Origin of the sequence: Fulvivirga sp. (genome assembly GCF_040218215.1) — a bacterium.
Taxonomy (GTDB): Bacteria; Bacteroidota; Bacteroidia; order Cytophagales; family Cyclobacteriaceae; genus Fulvivirga.
The window spans coordinates 41694-66125 of sequence record NZ_JAVJQL010000011.1; the positions used below are offsets into that span (position 1 = coordinate 41694).

The 24432-nt window shown below is 39.2% G+C and carries 21 protein-coding genes; 4 read left to right on the forward strand and 17 right to left on the reverse strand.

Annotation, left to right across the window (positions count from 1 at the left end):
• Positions 1–8: 8 nt before the first annotated feature.
• The 3 genes from RIB54_RS04860 (at position 9) to RIB54_RS04870 (ending at position 5369) form a co-directional block, all read left to right on the forward strand.
• On the forward strand, positions 9–1022 hold the full coding sequence (locus RIB54_RS04860; protein ID WP_350099539.1) for a FecR family protein: 1014 nt from the start codon (positions 9–11) through the stop codon (positions 1020–1022).
• Positions 1009–2895, forward strand: a complete 1887-nt coding sequence (locus tag RIB54_RS04865; RefSeq protein WP_350099540.1) for a hypothetical protein — start codon at positions 1009–1011, stop codon at positions 2893–2895. Before RIB54_RS04860 ends, RIB54_RS04865 begins: the two co-directional genes overlap by 14 nt.
• 119 nt (positions 2896–3014) lie before the next feature.
• The gene (locus tag RIB54_RS04870) at positions 3015–5369 is read left to right on the forward strand and encodes a TonB-dependent receptor (RefSeq protein WP_350099541.1); all 2355 of its coding nucleotides are present in this window, start codon (positions 3015–3017) and stop codon (positions 5367–5369) included.
• Positions 5370–5433: 64 nt separating this feature from the next.
• Here the strand turns inward: RIB54_RS04870 and ilvA are convergent, their stop codons facing one another.
• The 10 genes from ilvA to RIB54_RS04920 all read right to left on the reverse strand — a co-directional run bounded on the left by ilvA (position 5434) and on the right by RIB54_RS04920 (position 17329).
• On the reverse strand, positions 5434–6696 hold the full coding sequence (gene ilvA / locus RIB54_RS04875) for a threonine ammonia-lyase IlvA (RefSeq protein WP_350099542.1): 1263 nt from the start codon (positions 6694–6696) through the stop codon (positions 5434–5436).
• Positions 6697–6800: 104 nt separating this feature from the next.
• Positions 6801–7847, reverse strand: coding sequence for a ketol-acid reductoisomerase (ilvC, locus tag RIB54_RS04880; protein WP_350099543.1), 1047 nt, complete (start codon positions 7845–7847; stop codon positions 6801–6803).
• A gap of 55 nt (positions 7848–7902) precedes the next feature.
• A complete protein-coding gene (gene ilvN / locus RIB54_RS04885) occupies positions 7903–8451 on the reverse strand; it encodes an acetolactate synthase small subunit (RefSeq protein WP_350065018.1) in 549 nt (182 codons plus the stop codon).
• A gap of 28 nt (positions 8452–8479) precedes the next feature.
• Positions 8480–10192, reverse strand: coding sequence for a biosynthetic-type acetolactate synthase large subunit (ilvB, locus tag RIB54_RS04890; protein WP_350099544.1), 1713 nt, complete (start codon positions 10190–10192; stop codon positions 8480–8482).
• 1 nt (position 10193) lies between these two features.
• The gene (gene ilvD / locus RIB54_RS04895; protein WP_350099545.1) at positions 10194–11873 is read right to left on the reverse strand and encodes a dihydroxy-acid dehydratase; all 1680 of its coding nucleotides are present in this window, start codon (positions 11871–11873) and stop codon (positions 10194–10196) included.
• A 3-nt stretch (positions 11874–11876) separates the two neighbouring features.
• Positions 11877–12767 carry a branched-chain amino acid transaminase gene (locus tag RIB54_RS04900; RefSeq protein ID WP_350099546.1) on the reverse strand — a complete coding sequence of 297 codons (891 nt, stop codon included), beginning with the start codon at positions 12765–12767 and terminating at the stop codon, positions 11877–11879.
• A 246-nt stretch (positions 12768–13013) separates the two neighbouring features.
• Complete coding sequence (gene leuB, locus RIB54_RS04905) at positions 13014–14096, reverse strand: 3-isopropylmalate dehydrogenase (protein WP_350099547.1); 1083 nt, start codon at positions 14094–14096, stop codon at positions 13014–13016.
• 88 nt (positions 14097–14184) lie between these two features.
• On the reverse strand, positions 14185–14769 hold the full coding sequence (gene leuD / locus RIB54_RS04910) for a 3-isopropylmalate dehydratase small subunit (protein ID WP_350099548.1): 585 nt from the start codon (positions 14767–14769) through the stop codon (positions 14185–14187).
• Positions 14770–14772: 3 nt separating this feature from the next.
• The gene (gene leuC / locus RIB54_RS04915) at positions 14773–16161 is read right to left on the reverse strand and encodes a 3-isopropylmalate dehydratase large subunit (protein WP_350099549.1); all 1389 of its coding nucleotides are present in this window, start codon (positions 16159–16161) and stop codon (positions 14773–14775) included.
• A gap of 7 nt (positions 16162–16168) precedes the next feature.
• Positions 16169–17329: a 2-isopropylmalate synthase gene (locus tag RIB54_RS04920; RefSeq protein ID WP_350099550.1), complete on the reverse strand. Its 1161-nt coding sequence runs from the start codon at positions 17327–17329 to the stop codon at positions 16169–16171.
• Between the two features lie 166 nt (positions 17330–17495).
• Here RIB54_RS04920 and RIB54_RS04925 point away from each other — a divergent pair, with 166 nt between their 5' ends.
• Entirely contained in the window at positions 17496–19043 is a 1548-nt protein-coding gene (locus RIB54_RS04925; RefSeq protein WP_350099551.1) for a hypothetical protein, read from the forward strand.
• A gap of 5 nt (positions 19044–19048) precedes the next feature.
• Here RIB54_RS04925 and RIB54_RS04930 read toward each other — a convergent pair whose 3' ends face one another.
• The 7 genes from RIB54_RS04930 to RIB54_RS04960 form a co-directional block, all read right to left on the reverse strand.
• Positions 19049–19873, reverse strand: coding sequence for a hypothetical protein (locus RIB54_RS04930; protein ID WP_350099552.1), 825 nt, complete (start codon positions 19871–19873; stop codon positions 19049–19051).
• Positions 19874–20031: 158 nt separating this feature from the next.
• Positions 20032–20271 carry a hypothetical protein gene (locus RIB54_RS04935; RefSeq protein ID WP_350099553.1) on the reverse strand — a complete coding sequence of 80 codons (240 nt, stop codon included), beginning with the start codon at positions 20269–20271 and terminating at the stop codon, positions 20032–20034.
• A 2-nt stretch (positions 20272–20273) separates the two neighbouring features.
• A complete protein-coding gene (locus tag RIB54_RS04940) occupies positions 20274–20483 on the reverse strand; it encodes a hypothetical protein (RefSeq protein ID WP_350065498.1) in 210 nt (69 codons plus the stop codon).
• 114 nt (positions 20484–20597) lie between these two features.
• Positions 20598–22001 carry a pyridoxal phosphate-dependent decarboxylase family protein gene (locus RIB54_RS04945; protein WP_350099554.1) on the reverse strand — a complete coding sequence of 468 codons (1404 nt, stop codon included), beginning with the start codon at positions 21999–22001 and terminating at the stop codon, positions 20598–20600.
• Between the two features lie 119 nt (positions 22002–22120).
• Positions 22121–22585, reverse strand: coding sequence for a hypothetical protein (locus RIB54_RS04950; protein WP_350099555.1), 465 nt, complete (start codon positions 22583–22585; stop codon positions 22121–22123).
• A 225-nt stretch (positions 22586–22810) separates the two neighbouring features.
• Complete coding sequence (locus RIB54_RS04955) at positions 22811–23410, reverse strand: GTP pyrophosphokinase (protein ID WP_350099556.1); 600 nt, start codon at positions 23408–23410, stop codon at positions 22811–22813.
• Positions 23407–24417 (reverse strand): hypothetical protein, encoded by a 1011-nt coding sequence (locus RIB54_RS04960; RefSeq protein ID WP_350099557.1) that lies wholly within the window; start codon positions 24415–24417, stop codon positions 23407–23409. The genes RIB54_RS04955 and RIB54_RS04960 overlap by 4 nt, the downstream gene beginning before the upstream one ends.
• Between the last annotated feature and the right edge of the window lie 15 nt (positions 24418–24432).

Sequence of the window (24432 nt, forward strand, 5' to 3'; positions counted from 1 at the left end):
TAGCAGGAATGTCTGAAAGAAACTTAGGTATTAAAGATGAAATTTTAGCCAAATATTTGGAAGGGGAAGCTAATGCCTCGGAAATTAAAGAGGTTGAGGTTTGGCTAAAAGAATCTGAAGACAATGAGAAGTATTTTGTAAAGCTTAAATCTTTGTGGAGGCTTACTGACAAAGTGGCTCCTGAAAGGACGGATGTTGATGTTGACATGGCGTGGGAGAAAGTAAGCAGTAGGGTTGATAATAGTGCACAACCCGATCCTACCGAATTGATTGAGCCAAAAACAAGGACATTGTGGCCTTATATAATGCGGGTTGCAGCAGTGTTTATTTTTGGCCTTATTATTTATGCAGCCTATCAAAAATATAACCCCGAAGCAGTAAATGAGATTGTATTTGAGGCTAAGAATGAGGTGAGATCGGAGATGCTTTCTGATCAATCATTGGTGACCATGAATATAAATTCCAAGATCACGGTGGCTGAAAAATTCGATAAAGATATTAGACAAGTGAAGTTGGACGGAGAGGCATTTTTTAATGTAAAACCTGACCCCAGTGTACCTTTTGTTATTGAAGCAGGGGGAGGAATAATAAAAGTGCTGGGAACCTCTTTTTACGTTAAGGCTTATGATAGCCTGGATGTTTTTGAGGTCAATGTGGTAGAAGGCAAAGTGAGTGTTTCGGCATTTGGTGTTGAAAAAATACTTTTAAAAGGTGACCAAATAGCAATTAATAAAAATACGGGCGATATCATAAATGCTGGTTACGAACAAAACAATATGTTTTGGAAAACCAGGACGTTGGTTTTTCAAAATGAATCCCTCAAAAAAGTATTTCAGGACTTGATGAGCTCTTACAATGTCTCCATTGAAGTTGAAAACGAAAAAGTTTATAACTGCCACTTAAGTGGAAAATTTGATCAGGAAACAGTAGAAAGGATATTTGAGATTATAGCAGCTAACTTTGATTTAAGGGTCACACAGCAAGGTAGCAGTTTCAAAATCACTGGCGATGGGTGCGATTGATAGCATAATCAAAGGTTCAGCGGTTTTATTTTTTTTATTGTTTACATCCGCATCCTACTCGCAGGATAACTTGCTTAAAAGAAAGATAGACCTGAATGTTGAGCAACAAACAATTGAAAAGATATTGTTCGAAATCTCAGAAAAGGCAAATTTCACTTTTTCTTATGACGTTTCCATTTTTGCCAGCTCACAAAGAATATCCATCATCTCACAAGCCGAGCCGGTAAAAGCAATTTTAGATAAGCTTTTGCCTAAAGACATAGACTATAAAGTCAGCGGAAACCATCTCATCTTGCTTAAAACCGTTAATATTCCTCAAAAGAGGAAAAAACATGATATCTATGGTGCGGTTTTTTCAGCCGTGGATAAAAGCCCACTCAAAAACATTGTGGTTTATGAAGTAAGTAGTCTGGCATCTGCTGTGACTAATGAAAAGGGGCAATTCTCTATGTCTGTTCCCGTAGAATTTGAGCAGTTAGGGCTGTCTTTTAATCAAAGTGATGTGGAGGACACTACAATTTTAATTACTCCGCAGGGTCAGGGGCTTTCAATTTACCTCAAACCTAAAAAGCGGATCCCTTATGCAAAAGCAATAAAGGATTTGGACTACCCGAAGCCCGTTGAAACATTGCCAATTGTTATTAAATTGGTTTCAAATCAATCCATATTAAGGACAGAAAATACCACCCTTATTATTCACCGTCCTGCTCAAATTTCCTTTTTACCAACAATGGGTACCAATTTAAAAATGGGAGGGTTGGTTAAAAATCAATTTTCATTTAATGTGCTGGTGGGATACGCCAATGGGGTAGGTAAGGTGGAGGTTGGAGGTCTCTTTAATGTGATCCGGCAGGAGGTTACAGGTTTCCAATTGGCAGGTTTGGGCAATCTGGTAGGTGGTGATACAAAAGGAGTGCAAGTAGCTGGTCTTTTTAATCATAACCGCGGCACCATGGTGGGTGTACAACTGGGCGGCATTAGTAATTTACTCATAGATTCCTTAAGGGGTGTTCAGATATCGGGAATTAGCAATGTGCTGAAGGGAGGAATGAAGGGCTGGCAATTGGCAGGCATTAATAATTTGACAACCAGAAATGTAGAAGGGGGGCAAATTGCAGGGCTGACCAATGTTGCGCTTGGAGATGTTGAAAAACTGCAAATCGGAGGGTTGGTTAATAAAGGCAGGAATGTTAGCGGACTGCAATTGTCCGGCATTGTTAACCTGGCCAACGGCAGTGTGAAGGGGTTTCAATTTGCAGGGATTGGAAATTATTCTTCAGGATCGGTGTCAGGGACTCAGATAAGCGGAATCTTCAATTATGCCCAAGTAGTGCAAGGAAATCAAATTTCACTTATCAATCTGGCTGACTCAGCATCAGGCACTCCTATAGGTTTTTTTAGCTATGTAAAGAAAGGTTTTCGAAAACTGGAATTTTCTGTGGATGAAATTCAACCGGCAAATTTGAGCTTTAAAACGGGAGTTAGGGGATTTTATAACACTTTTCATGTTGGATTTGGAAGTTGGAAAGATAGGTTTCAATGGTCATTTGGTTATGGTTTTGGCACTGAATGGCCTGTAACGGATAAAGCGCATTTCAATTTCGAATATTCTGCACATTGGGTAAGTGAACAGGAAAATATTCAAAGTGATTTAAGCTTGCTCAATAGGCTTGGAATAAATTTTGGCTACCGTAAATCTAAAGGGCTTGGGTTCTCTATCGGTCCTGTCCTAAATGTTTGGCTTTCGGAGTGGAGAAACCCCGAATCAGGTGAATACCTGACCAAATTGGCACCCTACAGCCTTTCTACAAAAAAAGTCGGCACTACTCAGTTGCAGGCATGGGTGGGAGGTAAAATTGCGATTCAGTTATAAGCATTCCATCATTAAAATAATTATCATATTTTTTTAATTCCCCGATAGGGGTAAATCATTACTTGGTTGTCAACCCTGTGTACATCAAAATAAACAACATACACATGAATGGCAATCAAATGAAAAAAGTACTGTTTGCGTTAACAATTTTAAGTTTCATGAACCTGACGCATACCATGGCGCAGGAACTTCAGCAGACCATAAGGGGCAAAGTAATAGATCAGGATTCTAAGATCAGTCTACCCGGAGCCAATGTTATAGTGATTGACTCTAATCCGCTGCTCGGGTCAAGCACTGACATAAATGGAGAATTTAGAATCGGGAATGTTCCTGTTGGTCGGGTGTCCTTAAAAATATCATACATCGGATATGAAGACAGGATTATACCAAATATACTGGTGACTTCTGGCAAGGAAGTTTTGTTGGAAGTTGAGGTTAGGGAGTCACTAATCAGTATGGATGAAATAGTAATCACTGCGGGTGCTGACAAATCTGAAATTGCCAATGAAATGGCATTGATTAGTGCACGCGGTTTTACCGTTGAGGAGACTAAAAGGTATGCGGGATCATTTAATGATCCGGCCAGAATGGTATCTGGCTATGCAGGGGTAACTGGAGATGCGTCTGGCAATAATTTTATAGTTGTCAGGGGAAATTCACCAAGGGGTATTCAATGGAGACTCGAGGGAATTGAAATTCCCAATCCCAATCATTTCTCTGATGAAGGCGCCACAGGAGGGCCTATTAATGCATTGAACAGTGAAATGTTGGCTAATTCTGAATTTTACTCAGGAGCCTTTGCACCTGAGTATGGCAATGCGCTGTCAGGGGTATTTGATATGCAGTTAAGAAAGGGGAATAATGAGCAGCGGGAATATAGCGCATCAGTAGGGATTTTAGGAACCGGACTTTCAGCAGAAGGTCCGTTTGTAAAAGGAGGCAGGGCATCGTTTTTAGTCAATTACCGATATTCTACCTTATCAATATTGAACGAACTGGGTGTAGTTGATTTTGATGGGATTCCAAAGTATCAGGACTTGTCTTTTAAAATCAATGTGCCTACCAAAACATTCGGAACATTTTCAATTTTTGGCCTTGGCGGAAAAAGTAATATCCTAGAAAGCGTATATGATGAAGTAGATGAAGACAGATTATTGAGCGAAGGTGATTATCAGGCTAACATGGGGGTGGCTGGAATTACTCAATATTGGTCATTCGGTACTAAGACCTATCTGCGAAATAGCGTGTCTGTTTCTCAAAATGGCAGTGGGTACTTAGGGTATGAACCAGATAGCCAGGAAAACCTAATTCGTATGGATGAGGCAAATCTGGACAAAAAAACAATAAAATTAGCCTCAACCTTAAACCATAAAGTCAATGCGAAACATAACCTTCAATTAGGTGGAATATATACACGGCATAATTTTGATTTTTATAGTGAATATTTTGATAGTGGTGAGGATGAATTTGTTATTGGTCAGAATATGGATGGTGATGCAGGTCACTATCAGGGTTTTATAAGCTGGAAATATCGGCCATGGGAAGACTTTTCAATTGTAAGTGGACTTCATGCCCAGAGCACCACATTGAACAGCAACCAGTTTTTAGAACCACGCCTAAGCATGAGATGGGAATTATCACCAAGACAGGCTTTGACAGCAGGCTTTGGTATCCATGGCAAGCTTGAATCCCTAACCAATTATTACAGTATAGTAACTGATGACAATGGCAACACATCGATGCCAAATATGAACCTTGATTTCACAAAAGCCCGCCATTATGTGCTGGGTTATGAAAACAAATTGGGAGAAAATCTATTGTTGAAAATGGAGGCCTATTACCAGGATCTTTATGACATACCTGTAGAAGATTTGAGCACCAGTTCCTATTCATTGATCAATCAGGTTGAATGGTTTACAGATAGAAAAGTTGTAAACGAAGGCACTGGAAAAAATTATGGCCTTGAGCTCACTTTGGAGCGATATTTTGACAACAATTATTTCTTTTTGATGACAGCATCATTGTTTGATTCAAAATATAGGGCTATGGATAACATTGAAAGAAACACTGCATTCAATGGCAATTATGTTGGCAACTTTTTGTTTGGAAAGGAATTTGAAATCAGTAGGAAGCTGGGGAAGAAAAAGGTAATTGGTTTTAACTCGAAGGTTTCTTTGCAAGGGGCACGAAGGTACACGCCTATGGATATTCAAGCCTCCATTGAGCAGGATGAAGCCATTTATTACGAGTCAGAAGCTTTTTCTAAAAGAGGAGATGATTTGTTTATGGCTAACATTTCTGTGGTCTACAGGATTGACAGGAAAAAGACAAGCCAGGAATTGAAGTTGGATATTCAAAATGTAACGAACAACCAGGCCCGTTTAGATCAATATTATGATTCCGATACCAAGTCAGTAGAGTACGGCTATCAGCTAGCCTTGCTTCCTGTTTTGACCTATACAATACACTTTTAGAAGTTGATTAATAAGTAGCATCAGGAATTGCAACAATTTCCTGATGCTACTTATTTCCTCTTAACTAAATCAAATAATGAAACAGCTCAGGCTGATCATTGACATATTCAAACCTGAACTTTTTATTTTCCATTCGAGCCATAAGGGGCTTAAGATCTTCCCGGTTTTCTAGTTCTATGCCAATGAGTGCAGGACCTTTTTCACGGCTATTTTTCTTTGAATATTCGAACAAAGCAATGTCGTCATTTGGTCCTAACACGTCCGTTAAGAATTCACGCAATGCACCTGCGCGTTGAGGGAAGTTGACAATAAAATAGTGTTTGAGGCCTTCAAACAGCATAGAGCGCTCCTTGATTTCAGCTGTTCTGGTAATGTCATTATTGCTGCCACTTACAACACATACCACATTTTTGCCTTTGATCTCATCCTTTAAGATATTAAGCGCGGCAATAGATAATGCTCCGGCCGGTTCAACTACAATCGCCTGCTCATTATACAAGCTTAATATTTCACCGCAAACCTGACCTTCAGGAACTGTAATGACATCATCCAGCAGCTCTTTACATATCTGAAAAGTAAGGTCACCTACTTTTTTAACTGCTGCCCCGTCAACGAATTTATCGATCTTGTCAAGAATGACAATTTCACCTTTGTCGATAGAGGCTTTCATGGCCGCAGCTCCTGCAGGTTCAACACCTATTATTTTGGTGTTGGGAGATAATGTTTTAAAATAACTGGAAACACCCGAAGCCAATCCGCCACCACCAATTGGCAGGATCAAATAATCTATTGGAGCTTCACTGTCATCTAATATTTCTTTTCCTACCGTACCCTGACCTTCGATAATCTTAATATCATCAAAAGGAGGGATGAAAGCAGCATTTTTACTTTCTGAGAATTTTGTTGCTTCCGCAAAGGCATCATCAAATGTATCTCCAACCAGCACCACTTTCACAAACGACTTACCAAACATTTTTACCTGATTCACCTTCTGACTTGGAGTAGGGGCAGGCATGTAGATAGTGCCAAATATCTGTTTCTTAAAGCAGGCTAAGGCAACACCTTGCGCATGATTTCCAGCGCTTGCACAGACTACACCATTCTTCAGGGCTTCCTCAGAAAGACTTTGGATTTTATTGTAAGCCCCACGAATTTTATAAGACCGAACCACCTGAAGATCCTCTCTTTTTAGGGAAATATTGGCCTCATAGCGCTCAGAAAGAACAGGGTTAGGTAGCAGAGGAGTATGTACAATAACCTCTTTCAAATTCTCCGCTGCTACCCTTATCTGTTCAACGTCTATCAATGTAGTGCTTGTATTGTTCATATTTAGTTTTAGTTGTGAGCTGCCAGCCATGAGTTTCGAGAGTACTAATAGCTCACAGCTCGTAACTCACAGCTCGTAACTCAGAGCTCGTAACTCAGAGCTTATTACTCATTCTCTGGTCTCAATTTTCTAACCGCACTTCCTGCTCTCCACATTTCTGATTCTCTCAGTTCTGTAAGTTCAGCCTCAAGTTTTACGCGGTAATCTTCTTTGCTATTAGAGTCAATGGATTTTTGCGCCTCATTACCAGCAGCTACTTCGCTGTAAAGGTCTTCGAACACTGGTTTTGTGGCATCCTTAAATTTTTTCCACCAGTCCAAAGCACCTCTTTGTGCAGTAGTCGAGCAGTTGGCGTACATCCAGTCCATTCCATTTTCAGCAACTAATGGCATTAGCGACTGAGTAAGCTCTTCCACTGTCTCGTTAAACGCTTCAGAAGGAGAGTGGCCATTTGCTCTAAGAACTTCATACTGAGCAGCAAAAATTCCCTGAATAGCACCCATTAATGTGCCTCTTTCACCAGTTAGATCACTAAATACTTCTTTTTTGAAATTGGTCTCGAATAGATAACCCGAGCCAACACCTATACCTAAAGCAGTTACTCTTTCTTTAGCTCTGCCTGTAGCATCCTGGAAGATGGCATAACTTGAATTTAAGCCTCTACCTTGTAAGAACATTCTTCTTAGTGATGTTCCAGACCCTTTAGGAGCTACTAAAATTACGTCAACATCATCTGGAGGAATGATGCCAGTTCTTTCTTTATAGGTTATTCCAAAACCATGAGAAAAATATAATGCTTTACCTTTGGTAAGGTGTTTTTTTACTGTTGGCCAGAAGGAAATTTGTCCAGCGTCAGATAGTAAAAATTGGATAATTGTACCTTTTTCGCAAGCTTCTTCAAGCTCAAATAATGTCTCGCCAGGTACCCAGCCATCACTTACAGCTTTATCCCAACTTTTAGAGTTTTTACGCTGCCCAATAATAACATTGAAGCCATTATCTTTAAGATTTAGTGCCTGACCTGGGCCTTGTACGCCATAGCCTAGTACAGCAATAGTTTCGTTTTTTAGTACTTCACGAGCTTTTTCTAATGGAAATTCTTCTCTTGTTACTACATCTTCAGTAACGCCTCCAAAATTTATTTTTGCCATTTTTCTGTCTTTAGTTAAATATGTTTCTAGTTTTTATTTTTAATTAGTGTAGTTATCAGCTGATAATGATAGTGTCCTTTGAGTGTGCTTCTAAATCCTGCAGATGCTTGGAAAAAGTGCTGTAAGTCTTGCTAAGCGAAACCCTGCCAGACCTTACAAAACCTTGAATTCCGAAAGGAGACAAAGCCTCAAACAAAGCATGGGTTTCCTGTTTTTTACCAGTTTTTTCAATGATGATAAAATCACCAACCAGCTCCTTCACAAAAGCATCATTTTTCCTTACCATCTCCATCAAAGCCTCTTTGTCTGTGTCCGGGGTCAATTGGATTTTGTATAAAGCGATTTCACTATACACAGTTTCCTGATCAGTAAAGCAAAACGCCTTTAGTACTTCAACTTGCTTTTCAATTTGCTTGACCACCTTGACAGTAAGGTCATGAGTTTCTTCAATAACAATGGTGAATCTATGAATACCTGAATATTCTGATTCTGATGCGGTTATGCTTTCAATATTGATATGCCGCTGTGTAAATAGGGATGTGATCCTGTTAACCAGACCAATCTTATTTTCGGTAAATATTACTATGGTGAATATCTGCTTCACGTTAATTGCTTTAAAGTTGTTAGTCGATTTATTCTAACCTGATATCTTCTACAGATGCTCCTGATGGTACCATTGGAAAAACATTATCTTCTTTTTCCACCATTACCTCCAACAGGTAAGGACCATCATGATCAAACATCTGCTGTATCGATTGATCTAAATTTTCACGATCACTTACAGATGAAGCCTCAATGCCAAATCCTTTAGCTATAGCCACAAAATCAGGGTTTACAAGTTCTGTAGAAGAGTACCTCTTATCGAAGAACAGCTGCTGCCATTGTCTCACCATTCCTAAGAATTCATTGTTAAGAATGATAATTTTAACTGCTGCTCTGGTTTGGAAAATTGTTCCAAGCTCTTGAATGGTCATCTGGAAACCTCCATCGCCAATTACAGCAATTACCTCTTTCTCAGGTGCTGCCAGCTTGGCTCCCAATGCAGCAGGAAGACAGAAGCCCATCGTGCCTAAACCACCAGAAGTGATATTACTTTTCGAGTTGTTGAATTTAGCATAGCGGCAGGCTACCATTTGGTGCTGACCAACATCGGTTACAACTACAGCATCACCGTTTGTGTGTTCATTTGCTCTCCTTATTACCTCGCCCATTGTCAGGCCAGGTTTGGTTGGGTTGAGCTCTGATGCAATCACTTTATCATACTCAATAGCAGATAGTTTTTCAAACTCCTCTAACCATTCGGTATGCTCATTAGCGTGGCAATGTTCAATCAAAAGTTTCAAAGAAGCCTTAGCATCGCCCAATATGGCTACCTCAGCTTTAACATTCTTATCAATCTCTGCCGGATCAATTTCCAGGTGAATTACTTTAGCCTGCTTGGCATATCGCTTTAAATCACCAGTCACCCGGTCATCGAAGCGCATACCAACAGCTATAAGAACATCACATTCATTGGTCAATTTATTAGGGCCATAATTACCATGCATGCCCAACATCCCAACATTTAGCGGATGGTCTGTAGGTAAGGCCGATAAGCCTAGCAAAGTCCATGCAGCAGGAATACCAGTTTTCTCAACAAATGTGGCAAGCTCTTTCTCAGCATTGGCCAGTATTACCCCTTGTCCGAACAGCACATAAGGCTTTTTAGCTTTATTGATTAGTTCAGCGGCCTGCTTAACTTTTTCAATATCTATTGCTGGCTTAGGATTATAACTTCTGAAACCAGTGCACTTTTTGTATTCGTAATTCAAGGAAGCAAACTGAGCGTCCTTGGTAATGTCTATTAACACCGGCCCTGGTCTGCCGGAAGTAGCGATATAAAATGCCTTGGCAATGGCCTGCGGTATATCTTCAGCTTTGGTGATCTGGATATTCCATTTTGTAGCCTGCATAGAAAGACTAATGATATCCGTTTCCTGAAAAGCATCAGTTCCAAGCAGGGTAGAAGCAACTTGACCTGTGATACAAACCAAAGGAGTGCTGTCTATTTTGGCATCCGCCAAACCTGTAATAAGGTTGGTAGCTCCAGGCCCTGAAGTAGCAAATACCACTCCTGGTCTTCCTGAAATTCTTGCAAAGCCTTGAGCAGCATGGATTGCCCCCTGCTCATGACGTGTCAATATATGTCTTAGTTCTTTTTGATACCCATAAAGCGCATCATAAATAGGCATAATGGCACCACCAGGATATCCAAAGACCATATCCGTACCTTCAGCAAGTAGCGATAAAATGGTAGCTTCCGCTCCGGTAATAACTTTTTTATCTTCTTTAGTTATTGCTTCCATATTATAAATCTGTTACACATCCTTCGGATGCTGATGACACAAACTTTGCGTATTTATAAAGTGCACCACTTTGTTTTTTAAGTGGTCTTGGTTGCCATGCCGCTTTTCGTTTATCGAATTCAGCGGCATCGATTAATAATTCTATTGTATTAGCGTGGGCATCAATTCTTATCGTATCTCCATTCTCAACAAGTGCCAATGGTCCGCCATCTTGCGCTTCTGGTGTAATATGACCTACAACAAAACCATGAGTACCTCCCGAGAATCTACCATCTGTGATTAAGGCCACACTTTTACCCAAGCCAGCGCCCATAATAGCCGCTGTAGGTTTTAACATTTCAGGCATTCCGGGGCCACCTTTAGGGCCTTCATACCTGATCACAACCACATCTCCTGCTTTTACTTCACCAGCTGAGATGCCATCATTGGCATCGAACTCACTGTCATACACTTTGGCTGAACCTTCAAATAATTCACCTTCTTTTCCAGTGATTTTTGCAACAGCACCTTCTGGAGCCAGATTTCCCATCAGTATTCTTATGTGTCCACTTTCTTTGATAGGTTCGTCTTTAGGTTGAATGATCTCCTGAGCTTCATGTAATGCGGGGAGTTCAGCAAGATTTTCTGCAATGGTTTTTCCTGTTACAGTCATGCATGAGCCATCCAATAATCCTTCTTCAAGCATCATTTTCATTACCCCAGGGATACCACCTACCAAGTGGAGGTCTTCCATTAAGTATTTGCCGCTTGGCTTCAAATCTGCCAGATAGGGTGTTTCAGCACTTATTCTGGCGAAATCATTCAGCGTTAGATCAACTTCAAAGGCTTTGGCAATAGCCAATAGATGTAACACTGCATTGGTAGAACCACCCAGAACAGTAATTAGTCTTATGGCATTTTCAAAAGAAGCCTTGGTGACAATATCCCTTGGCTTAAGATCAGCTTCAAGCAATCGCGCAACAGCCTTACCTGCATCAATACATTCCTGTGCTTTTTCTTCGCCAGTAGCCGGATTTGAAGAGGAATAAGGCAAGCTCATTCCCATAGCTTCAATAGCTGAAGCCATAGTATTGGCAGTGTACATTCCACCACAAGCGCCTGGTCCCGGGCATGCATTCATCACCACACCATCAAAATCTTCCTGACTTATGGAGCCAGCTATCTTCTGTCCAAGGGCTTCAAATGCTGAAACAACATCTAGCTTTTTATCTTTAAAACAACCGGGTTTAATTGTTCCGCCATAAATCAAAAGTGAAGGTCTGTTAATTCTGCCCATAGCTATCATAGCCCCAGGCATGTTCTTGTCACAACCAACCACCGCCACTAGGCTATCATAGGCTTGAGCGTTAACAACCGTCTCCATCGAATCGGCAATGATATCCCTTGAAGGAAGGCTATATCGCATTCCGGGAGTACCCATGGAAATACCATCACTAACGCCAATGGTATTAAAAATTAACCCTATCAGGTTTTCCTGATTCGCAGCTTTTTTAACTTCTGCTGCCAGATCATTTAAGTGCATATTGCACGGGTTTCCTTCAAAACCTGTGCTTGCAATCCCTACTTGTGGTTTTTTAAGATCTTCATTAGTCAAGCCAATAGCATGAAGCATAGCTTGCGCTGCCGGCTGAGAAGGATCTTGTGTTACCTGCTGGCTATATTTATTAAGTATTTTACTCATGAATTAAACGATAGTAAGACCCTGGTAATGATTGTATCTTACTTTTTGGCGGTACATCAAATAGATATTATGACCTGCAGAATCTTCCCATAACCCCTTGAATTTCTCACCATTAATTGAAGCTATTGGCGCAACTTCTACAGCTGTACCTACAAAAAATGCATTGTCTGCTTTGTAGACTTCTTCAATGGTAAAATGCTTTTCTACTACAGTGATATCAAGCTCCTTCGCTAACTCAATAATGGTTGCTCTGGTGATACCGGGAAGAATATTGCCAGCCGGAGGAGTGTATAGTACACCATCCTGCTCAATGAAGAAATTGGCGCCCGGACCTTCAGCTACATTGCCGTGCATGTCTAATAATAGTGCCTCATCATAGCCCAGGCTTTTCGCCTCTTGTGTTGCCAGTATTGAATTGGTGTAATGTCCAACAACTTTAGCTTCTACATGACAGGACTTAGGGTTAGGTCGCTGAAATGAAGATAACATAACATTCAAAGGCTTATCGCCTAAATACTTCTCCCATTTCCAGGCGGCCATAAATACATGCGAATCATTAGAGGGCATCAAAGACATGCTGTCTCCGGCATAGACTAATGGTCTGATATAGGCATCGACCAGTTCATTTTTGTCTAGCAGGGTATAAGCAATTTGTATTAGCTCCTCCACAGAATATGGAAGTTTGATGTGCATTTTCTTAGCCGAATAGATCAGCCTTTCGAAATGTTCTTTGGCTTTAAAGATGTTTGAACCCTCTGTACTTTGATAAGCTCTAATACCTTCAAAGACACCATTACCATAATGCATGGTCTGGTTGTACATACCGGATGAGGCGTCCTTGGCCTTGATCCATTTCCCATCTAGGAATACCGTGGTGTCATTGTTGTAATACATAATTGCGTTGTTTATAAATGCCTATTTTTAATTTTTACACAAAAAAAAATCGCCATCCGCTGGAGAGCGGATGGCGATTTGATATTTTAATTTTATATATATCAGTAACCCTCCGCTGTCATGTGAATGACGCTAACAATAATTAGGGTAATAATGATATTTATATTTCTCATCTCGTTTTCGAAGTTTAAATATCAACAATAGTTGCTGACAAAAGCAATAAAAATTTTCTATTTCTTTCATCGCTCACGAATTTACTGTTGAAAGCTCTTTAATTAGCGATACAATTTTGTCACCCACTTCAGTGGTAGACTTAGGGTTTTCCTTATTGATATCTTCAGTTACAAAACCTGCGTTTACACAATCGTCAACTGCTTTTTTGATCAGCTCACTTTCATCATTCAGACCAAAGGCGTATTCCAAAAGCATGGCCGCTGAAAGGATTGCACCAAATGGATTAGCTATATTTTTTCCGGCTGCCTGAGGATATGATCCGTGAATTGGCTCGAATAAACTTGACGTTACACCCACAGATGCGGAAGGCAACATACCCAATGATCCTGAAATTACTGATGCCTCGTCAGTGATGATGTCACCAAACATATTCTCAGTAAGTACTACATCAAAAAACCTTGGATTCTGAATGATCTTCATGGCAGCGTTGTCCACAAACATGAAATCTAACGTCACATCTGGATAGTTCGAAGCAAGTTCCTGAACAGTTTCTCTCCATAGTCTTGAGGTAGCCAAAACATTGGCCTTATCAACTAAAGTGACATGCTTTCTTCTGTTTCTGGCAGATTCAAAGGCCAGCTTGCTAACACGAATGATTTCTTCTTTTGAGTAATTACAGGTATCAAAAGCACTGTTGCCATCTTCTGATCTTCCTCTCGGCTGGCCGAAGTAGATACCACCTGTCAGCTCACGGAATACCACAAAATCTACTCCTTTAATGATCTCTTCTTTAAGTGGGGAGATAGGGAGTAAAGCATCATAGCTGGTTACCGGTCGTATATTGGCAAAGAGACCTAGCTTTTTACGCATGGCCAATAATCCTTGCTCTGGTCTTACTTTGGCTTTCGGGTCGTCATCATATTTTGGGTGGCCGATGGCTCCAAATAGAATAGCATCAGCTTTTTTACAAACCTCTTCGGTAGCCTCTGGAAATGGATTGCCAGTAGCATCAATAGCCGCTGCTCCCACCAAAGCAGATTCCATCTCAAACTGATGGCCATAAATTTCAGCAACTGTGGCAAGTACTTTCTGCGCTTGTTCAGTTACTTCAGAGCCAATCCCATCACCAGGTAATATCGCAATCTTCTTATTCATGCTGTCTTTATGTCATTTATTGAAATAGAATATTCAGCCCCAATATTCAACCTAAACCAAAAAATCAAATACTTTCCGGGGCTGATATTCATTTCTGCTTAGTTTCAAATTCTTCAATCTCTTCTTTCTTGCTGATCAGAAAATCTATGTCATCATAACCCTGAATCATGCAATATTTCTTATAGGCGTTGATGTCAAATGATTCTTTTAAATCTGTTCCATCAATGCTTATTTCTTCATTTTCTAAGCTCACCGTTACGCCAACAGCTGGATTATCCTCAATAGCACTAAATAGTGCCTTTAGAAAACCATCAGTTACCTGTACTGGTAACAGTCCATTGTTTAAAGCATTGTTTTTGAAGATGTCTGCGAAGAAGCTCGAAACCACCACCTTAATGCCAAAATCATAAATGGCCCAAGCCGCGTGCTCTCTACTTGATCCGCATCCAAAGTTTCTTCCTGCGACTAATATTTCTCCTGAAAGACCTTTGTTTAAGATGAAATCTTCATTTGGGCTTCCATCTTCATTGTATCTCCAGTCTCTAAACAGGTTATCTCCAAAGCCATCTCTGGTTGTAGCTTTCAAAAATCTAGCTGGGATAATCTGATCGGTATCCACATCCTGTAAGGGAAGTGGAATACATGTCGATTTTAATGTTGTGAACTTATCCATAGCTTAATTCAATAATTCTCTAACATCAGTAATATGACCAGTAAGTGCTGCCGCAGCTGCAGTCAAAGGACTGGCAAGCATCGTTCTTGCTCCTGGCCCTTGTCTTCCCTCAAAATTTCTATTGGAGGTAGAAATGCAGTATTTGCCCTTTGGCACTTTATCTTCATTCATGCCTAAACAGGCAGAACATCCTGGCTGACGTAATTCAAAACCTGCTGCCAATAATATTTTATCTATTCCTTCTTCAATCGCTTGTTTTTCTACCTGCTTACTACCGGGTACAATCATAGCATTCACATGGTCTGCTTTCTTTTTGCCTTTTACAAGCTCGGCTACAAGCCTCAAATCTTCTATTCTTGAGTTGGTACAGCTGCCTATAAAGACATAGTCTATTTTCTTGCCGAGTAGCTGACTGCCTCCTTCAAGGGCCATATACTCTAAAGATTTTTTAATACTGATATCACCATTTAAAGCAGGAATGTTTCCTGTTATACCAATCCCCATTCCAGGGTTGGTGCCATAGGTGATCATCGGCTCAATGTCCTCAGCTTTGAAATAATGCTCAGCATCAAATTTAGCTTCAGCATCAGTTTTTAGCTCTTTCCATTCAGCTAGCTTAGCTTCCCATTCAGCTCCTTGAGGGCTAAATTCTTTATCCTTTAAATATTTAAAAGTGATATCATCTGGTGCAATCATACCACCACGAGCACCCATTTCAATGCTCATATTGCAGATGGTCATACGCCCTTCCATAGACAGGTTTTCGATTGCCGTTCCACAGAATTCAACAAAATGGCCTGTTCCACCACTGGTTGAGATTTTAGAGATCACATAAAGAATGATATCTTTTGAAAGCACACCATTCTTCAACTCTCCATCAACCTGAATTTTCATGGTTTTCGGTTTCTTCTGAAGTACACACTGTGTGGCTAATACCTGCTCTACTTCACTTGTTCCTATTCCGAAAGCAATATTTCCAAATGCTCCATGCGTTGAAGTATGGCTGTCTCCGCAAACTATGGTCATGCCAGGCTGCGTAATGCCCAGCTCAGGCCCGATAACATGTACAATGCCCTGATATGGATGGCCTAAACCATAAAGCTCTACACCAAACTCATCGCAGTTCTTGATTAATGTATCTACCTGATGCTTTGATAGTGCATCTTTGATTGGTAAATGCTGATCTTGTGTAGGTACGTTATGATCTGCAGTGGCAATGGTTTGTTTTGGTCTAAAAACGCCTATGCCTCTTTTCTTGAGTCCGGCAAAAGCTTGTGGACTCGTTACTTCATGGATAAAGTGCCTGTCAATATAAACTACCTGAGGTCCATTCTCAATTTCATGAACGACATGATTGTCCCAAATCTTATCAAATAATGTTTTTGGCTGCATAGACCGGTTAAAGATTTATATGTGCGTAAACTCCAACTAACTCCTTCAAATCAGGATCATTGACGACATTGATCTCATCTGCCATGCTTAAAAATCTCTGATATGTTTCTTCCAACTCATCCTTGCTAAGCACCACTCCAATCTGTCCTAATCTGAAGTTTAAAGCTGCACGACCACTTCTCGCAGTCAGGATTATGCTCGATTTATTGACCCCAACTTCTGCGGGGTCTATAATTTCGTAATTGTCTCTGTTTTTGATAACGCCATCCTGATGAATGCCTGATGAGTGAGCAAAGGCATTACTACCTACAATGGCTTTATTTGCCTGAACAGGCATATTCATGGTTTCTGAAACCAATCTGCTGATTGGGTAAAGCTGTTTTGTGTTGATGTTGGTATCAAAATTTAACCAGTTGTGCTTTCTCATGATCATGACAACTTCCTCCAAAGAAGTGTTGCCTGCTCTTTCACCCACTCCATTAATAGTACATTCGATTTGACGAGCGCCATTTTGGATGCCGGCAATACTATTGGCTGTAGAAAGACCCAAGTCATTGTGGCAATGCGTAGAAATGGTCACTCTGTCAATACCATTTACATTTTCTACAAGGTATTTTATTTTCTGACCATATTCTTCCGGCAAGCAATAACCCGTTGTGTCAGGAATGTTCACCACCGTAGCCCCGGCATTAACAGCTACCTGGATAACTTTGGCTAAAAATTCATTGTCGGTTCTGCCAGCATCTTCTGCATAGAATTCAACATCCTCTACAAATTTCTTGGCGTATGACACGCAAGCTTTGGCCCTTTCCAAAACCTCTTCACGTGTGATCTTTAATTTGGTCATTACGTGCTGATCAGAAGTGCCGAGCCCCGTGTGAATCCTAGGTCTTTTTGCTTTTTTTAATGCTTCTGCTGCACATTCTATATCTTTTTGCACCGCTCGCGATAAGCCACAAACTGTTGCATTTTTAACTGTTGCTGCTATGGCCTGAACTGATTCAAAATCACCAGGACTTGAGATGGGGAAACCTGCTTCTATTACATCAACACCGAGATTTTCCAGTGCTTCTGTGATTATTATTTTTTCTTTTTTATTTAGCCCACAGCCGGGGACCTGCTCACCATCTCTAAGTGTGGTATCGAAAATCTGAATCTTGTCACTCATAGGCTCTTGTAAAATTTATTGCAATGACTTTGATATCAAATGTATCTTATATGCCAGCCTATGGAAAGACCAAATATTTGATTAATTACGATTTCTAATTGTGATTAAAATTTTAAAAAGCTCATATTTGAGTTAAATAGATTGAAAAATACTTTAATTAATTACGATGTCTAAAGAAGGTTCTGAGGCACTCTTTCATTTGATAAAGTCGCTAAAACAATCGGAGAAGCGGTATTTCAAGTTGCAAACGGAGCTTGACTCAAGTGATATGAAGTACCTCAGGCTTTTTGAAATAATCGATGGTCAAAGGGAATACGATGAACTGGGCATCATTAAAAAAGCACCTGAGATTAAGAAACAGCAGCTTTCTAACCTGAAGGCTCACCTGTATAAAAAGCTGCTCCAGAGTATAAGGCAGTACAACCAGAAGAGTGTAATTGATATTCAGATCAGGGAAATGATTGATCATGCACAGCTCTTGTTTAACAGGAGTTTATATGAGCAATGTGTGGATATTCTGAAGAAGGCCAAACGCAAGGCGCAGAAGATTGATAATCTCGAGCTTCAGCTTGAGATCTTGAAGTGGGAGAAGATTATACTCATGCAGACCATTGGTGCAGATACTGAGTCACGGGTGAACAGGATTATTGAAGATGTGAGGGATGTAAATCAGCGTATTAACAATGTCAATACCTTTACCAATTTGACAGCTCAGCTGAACTCTATTTATACTAAAATTGGCTATATAAGAAGTCAGAGTGATTTAGATTCTATTAACAGGATTATCAAATCAAACATTTTGGATTATGATGAAGAGTCATTATCGCTAAATGAAAAAATAAGTCTTTATAACCTTTACACGGGCTATTATTTCTTTATTCAGGATTTTGAGCAGGGCTACCAAACGGCATTGAAGTGGGTAAGGCTTTATGATGCGCACAAAGAGTTGCGGTTGAGCAGGACAGAAACTTATCTCAATGCCATAAATAGTTTGATGATTGGTCAATACAAGTTGAACAAGTACAAAAAATTTGTCAATACATCGCGGAGGCTGCGGGAGATCAGGCATTACCCTAAAAACCTGATGAACGAAAACATTCGACTAAAGCTTCTGAAATATACCTATGTGCATGAGTTTAACAGGATATTCATGCTGGGCGATTTTAAAGCAGGTGTTTCTTTGATGAACAGGATTAAGCCCGGGTTAGAGGATTTTATTGATCAGCTGGACAATCACTCAAGGATCATATTATTTTATAAAGTGGCATGTCTGTATTTTGGAAATGATAATTACAGGGATGCCATTCAATGGCTTAACCGGATCCTAAATTCAGATAATATTGACCTGAGGGAAGATATACATTCCTTTGCCCGAATCCTTAACCTGATCTGTCATTATGAGCTGGGCAATATGGATGTGATTGATTACTACATCCGCTCTACTTACAGATTTATGCTGAAGAAAGATGACTTGTACCGCTTCCAAAAGGCGATTTTAAGCTTTATCAGAAAGCTGGCAGGGGAGTTCTCTGAAGATGATCTGGTGCCTGAATTTGAGAAGCTGCTCAACCTTTTAATTCCGCTGCAAAACAGACCCTTTGAGAAAAGGGCATTTATCTATTTCGACATCATCTCATGGCTGGAGAGCAAGATTCAGGGCAAGAGGGTACAGGAAGTAATTGCCGGAAAAGCAAAGCAAGTTATAAATTATTGAAGCTGTTATTTGATAAGGATTCCTAGTTTTATTTTTCCTGTTATCGCCAAAGGCACATCAGAACTTCCCAACAAAAACGCATAGTGATTTGCCCTATAAGAGTTATAATCATCACTTGAGTTAGATTGACTTGAGAAGCCATAACCTACCCCTACAGAGTAATCAATTAGAAACAGGTTGTTATATACTGTTTGGCTACCAAGGTTCATAATAAAGGCTCCTGCAACTACATTTTCCTTATTATCATAGGCGTTTCCAAACGGGTCATACCTTTCATTATTTAACTCATATGCTGTAAATATCAACTGTGGTTTAACATATGCACCTTTTAAGATATGAGAATACTTAAACCTCTTGGAGTAGAAATCAGGGGTTTTAAGAAATTTATAACCTGCAGAAATATAGATACCGTTACTGCGCACTTCACGATTTGTGTTAAAACCAATACCTATGATTCCGATCTCTGACTCAAAACTACTTCCTGGTTTTATGCTACGCTCATAGGAGAAACCTATATGCTCCATGAGAGGAGATAAGAAGTGAAATTTCAAAGCTACCTTTCTATCATCTGCATAAGAGTTGGGGTCAGTAAGTCGATCTTTAAATTCAATGACCCTGCCGCTGCTCAGCTCGATTTTGGATAGATCATCTATGGCTATAGAGATTATAGGACTGTCCTCTAGTAGGTGGTCAACATATTTTATCTCATCAAGGCCGATTTCAACTATTTTGCACTCGATAACAGACTTATCTTTCTTGTAGATTTTGTCCTGAGCAATAGCCTGTCCAGCACAAATCAACACTATCAAAATTGCAAGTAGATTTTTCATAATTCACAATATAGTGAAATTTTAGATTCGAAAATTGTTAAACTTGAAATTTAATATTTAGATAATAGCTTTTAAAAACCTAACAGGTTATCTGGGACTTGGTCATCTATCTTTCCAATTTTCCGGACTGCGAGAAGTATGGAAAACGGCTCTTATGGTTATAGTTTGAGATGCTTCATCAATGGTAAAATGCACCATATAAGGATGTTTTTTAGGGGCAGGCAATGCACATTGTCATATCGAACTTGATAGAATGGGTTTTTCGCAATAGAGACAAGTTGTTTGTTTAGGGAAGTTTCAAATTTTTTACTCAGCCCGATCTGTTGTTCATCATAATAGTCAATAGCTTGCTGAATGTCCTGTATAGCAGCAGGCTCTATAACAATGCTATATGCCATTTTTAAGATTTGTCTTTAAAACGGAGTTGCTTGCGGGCGTCTTGCCAAGGAATTAATTCCTCCGTCTTGGAATTCTTGATACGTTCTTTTACAATGTTTTTATGTTCTTCAGGTACATCAAAGTCCTCGATTTCATCAAATCCAAGATTTCTGACCAGCTCCATGAAAAACTGATATTTATTGTCGGGAATTTTAAGTGTTACTTGTTTCATATCCTACCGCAAACGTAATCAAATATAAGAACCCCGAACAAGTTAAAAAAGTTGTTGAGCTTTTCAAAGATTGGTGTGACATACTACGGTTGCGTGTACTTAAGCCTTTGGACTTTAATGAATAGTGCGCTGAAATGTACCCATAATCTTGCTCACCATATAATCAACATCTTCTTTGGTCCTGTTAGGGTTGCCAAAATATGCCCTTAAATAAGTTTTGCCTTTCAGTTTGGTGCCTGTTATAAAGATCTCACCTTCCTTTTCAATGGTGCGTAAGGCATTGATATTGATGCTTTCATTTACGTCATCACTAGCCGATGGATCAAACCACCTGAAGCAAATGATAGAAAGCGCGTGCTCCTTCTCAATTTCAATATGTTTATGTTTACCCAGCTGCTCGCCCAGGTGAGCAATCAGCGTGATATCATTTTCAACAAACTGACCTAACTGCTTTGCCCCATAATATTTAAGGGTAAACCATATTTTCAGGGCCTTAAATTCTTTGGACAGTTCAATGGTATGCTCAGAAGACTCAATGCGACTCCCTTTGTTTTCTGTATATAAATAGTCCGGCTCGAAGTGGATGGCTTTGGGTATTTCTTTTACTAAAACACAGCTGGCTTCAAAAGGCACATACATCCACTTATGCGGATTGATGATGATCGAATCTGCCAATTCCACTCCATTGAACTTCTCAAAATGGTTTTCCAGTGCCCTTGCAGGCAGACCATAGGCACCATCAACATGATACCAAATGTTGAATTGCCTGGCAATCTCACCCACTGCTTCCAGGTCATCGATACTGCCTGTGTTAGTAGTGCCGGCATTGGCTATTATCGCTAGTGGTTTGAGGCCGGCTGCAATGTCCTTTTTAATGGCTGATTTCAATTGGGGCACATCCATCTGGTAGCGGTCATTGACTTCTATCTTTCTTAGATAGTCACGGCCCAAACCCAGAAAAACCATAGCACGCTCTATGCTCGAGTGTGTTTGGTTGGAACAATAAACCGTTAATGGCTGCTGATTGTAAAAGCCCTTTTGCTCTCTTTCGGGGCAATGTTTGGCCAATGCCAAATGCAAAGCCATAAGGTTGGACATAGAACCTCCCGAAGTCAAAAAACCCTTGTTGTAGGCAGGAAGCTGAATAAAATCAGCAATCCATTTTATGACCAGCTGCTCCAATTCATTAGCAATAGGAGAGTTGTTCCACTTCAGCGCATTTTGGTTATAATATCCTTTGATAAACTCTGCCACCGGACCGATGCCATTGCCACTTCCAGTGATGTAGGCAGCATATTTTGGCGAAGTGTTCCTGTTTAAGAATGGAGCGATCTGAGTTTCAAAATCATGGAGTAAAGCATCAAATGAAACAGCGTCTTGAGGCAGCTCTGCGCCAATGACTTCACGAAGTTCTGAAGGATTATTGGTTTTTAATATGGGTAAATCTTTATGGGCACTTTCTATAGCTAGAATTTTGTCTACCGTTTTTTCAATGGCTTTTTTTAGATCTTCTGACATCTGCCAATAATAAATACTTCCTGTTAATTAATGCTTATGAATAGGGGGCTTTTATTCATTAAGAAAATATGAGGGACGTGGTGCAGCAGATATTGATAAAAATGGATTGAGGACAGTTTTCATTCAATGTAGACTTCCACTAGGTTCATGGACTCTTCAGTAATTTCAATTACACATGAAAACCTTGATCTGATTATCGCACCGTATGAATTTTGGCTATCAACCCATGAATCAATTGAGTATTTACCTTTACCTATGTAGGTAATTTGCTTAAGCCTGTCTTGTAAACTAGGAAACTTTGCAGTTGATGGAGAAATTAACCTTTCTTTTATGACCTCAATCGCACCATTGTAAGCAAAGAGTTTATTTTGATTTGATTCGTAATTATCCTTTTCTTCATCTTCGGAAAGAATAGGTTCTTTTTTTAATTCATAGCTAGGGTAGTACTCTTTACCTTTCCAATCTTCTTCTTTAAGACTGTCATATTTTGATATTTCCTTTAGCCTCGATGACTCAGATTTATATATGGCATAAATAAATAGCAATCCTAAAAGACTAAATATGATGTACCAATATTTTTTCATGTTTGATTTAATTTAAATAATCAAATATAAGGCTATATCTTGCTCATTGGCTCTTAAATGATAGAAATCGAACTCAAAGAATTTTTTAGATTTAACTAATCTCCACCCTATTTAAATTAGAGGAGTTGGAAAAGGAGGGAAATTGGTCTTTCCAGAATATTAAATTATTGAAGTTTTTTTTAAAATGGAAAATCAAAGAATTGTTTGCAACATAAACAAAGTTTCCTAGTTAGATAAATCTCCAAAGAGCTCTTTAAATATTTGATCAGCGCCCCAAGACTGAGCAGCTGTAAAAGCAATTTTTCTTTTTTGGTCGGTAGTCAGAGACTTTTCTGCTTTATACGCTAAATCATGATTTGCTTCGGACCAGGCATGTTGGTACAAAGTCTTTATCTGAAGCTCAAATAATGTTGGGGGTTCTTGATATTTGTTTACAAAATTAGGAGGGATGCTGAATACAAAATGTTTGCCGAAATAACCAAATTCATTTTCAGATTCTGGAATTAAATCTACTTCTTCAATAGAATGATAATTCTTACTAATTTCATCCGAAATTGGCTGAACATCTTGGAGATAAAAACATATTATCCTTGCACCTATTTGATCTTGAATTTGGCTTAAGGGATCAGTATACTTCAAAGAACCATCATCATTTTTTTTATTGGCCTTATTAAAAAACTTATCTACTGATTTTGGTCTAACGGATACACGGTCAATTCTTTCAAAATTATCTAGAATTTCCATGATGTCATCATTTATATCCTTAACAATTGAAGGCAGGATTTTTTCATATCTTTCAATATATTGTTCTCTTACACCTTTCACTTACCTCTACCTAATTTTTGATTTTTTACTTCACCCTTTGTTGAATATTCAACTTTGTTATTCTCAAGATTAGTCTTCTTGAAAACCTTGTCAAATTCATCATTTGTTGCGGACAATCGTGCTCCATTGTTTAGTTCAATTGTTTTATAGGCTAGCGGTCTTGATAGATCATTATAGTTTAATTGAAATTGAAGATCAAAGGCATCTTTTTGATAGTTGTTTTTTAATATTTCAGTTGCTTCATCACTTACTGATAACCTTTTCAATAGACTTGATGCACTGAATGTTTTTCCATCAAAGCCCCTAAGTAAATTTACAACGGCAGAAAGTTCCTCTTTAATTTCAACGGATTCAGCACTGCTAATGGCTTTTTTAAGACTATTTGAAAGGTATCTAGTGCCTCTAGTGCCAGTAGTTCTAAAATCAGATTGAAGGAATTCATTTATCCAATATTCTGATATTTGTAAGTCATTATTAATTTGCTTGTCAACGGCTTTACCATTCCAAAACCCGCCTTTGGCATCGGAATCTTCATACACGGCTGCTTTATATGCTTTATCAGATTTCATAAATACCCTTTCGACATACTCAATTGTTATAGTTCCACTTTGTTCATCTGCTAGAACACCAGTATTTGCAGCAAATCTGGATATTACAACTCTTTTTTTAGTATTATTTTCACCATATATAATAAATAGTAAACCAAGTCCAGACCTTCCAGTTGTAACTTCTTGTAAGCGCTTTGCAATCTCTCTTCCATTATCTAAGGAATTTTGATTGACATAATCTAAAATTATTGACCTTGTTTTATTGTTTTGAAGCCCATCTTCACCTCGATTAAAAGCTATATCATATTTGCATTCTGAAAGAGAGCTTAAAAATATATTTTCTAACATCTTATACATCTTACTAGTATTGCCAGTCAGTTCAGTTCCCTTTATAAATGGTTGATCAACTAACCCCTTACCGGCATCAACTAAATAGCTATGTATTCTTAATAATTTCATGTTAAAATCATTATA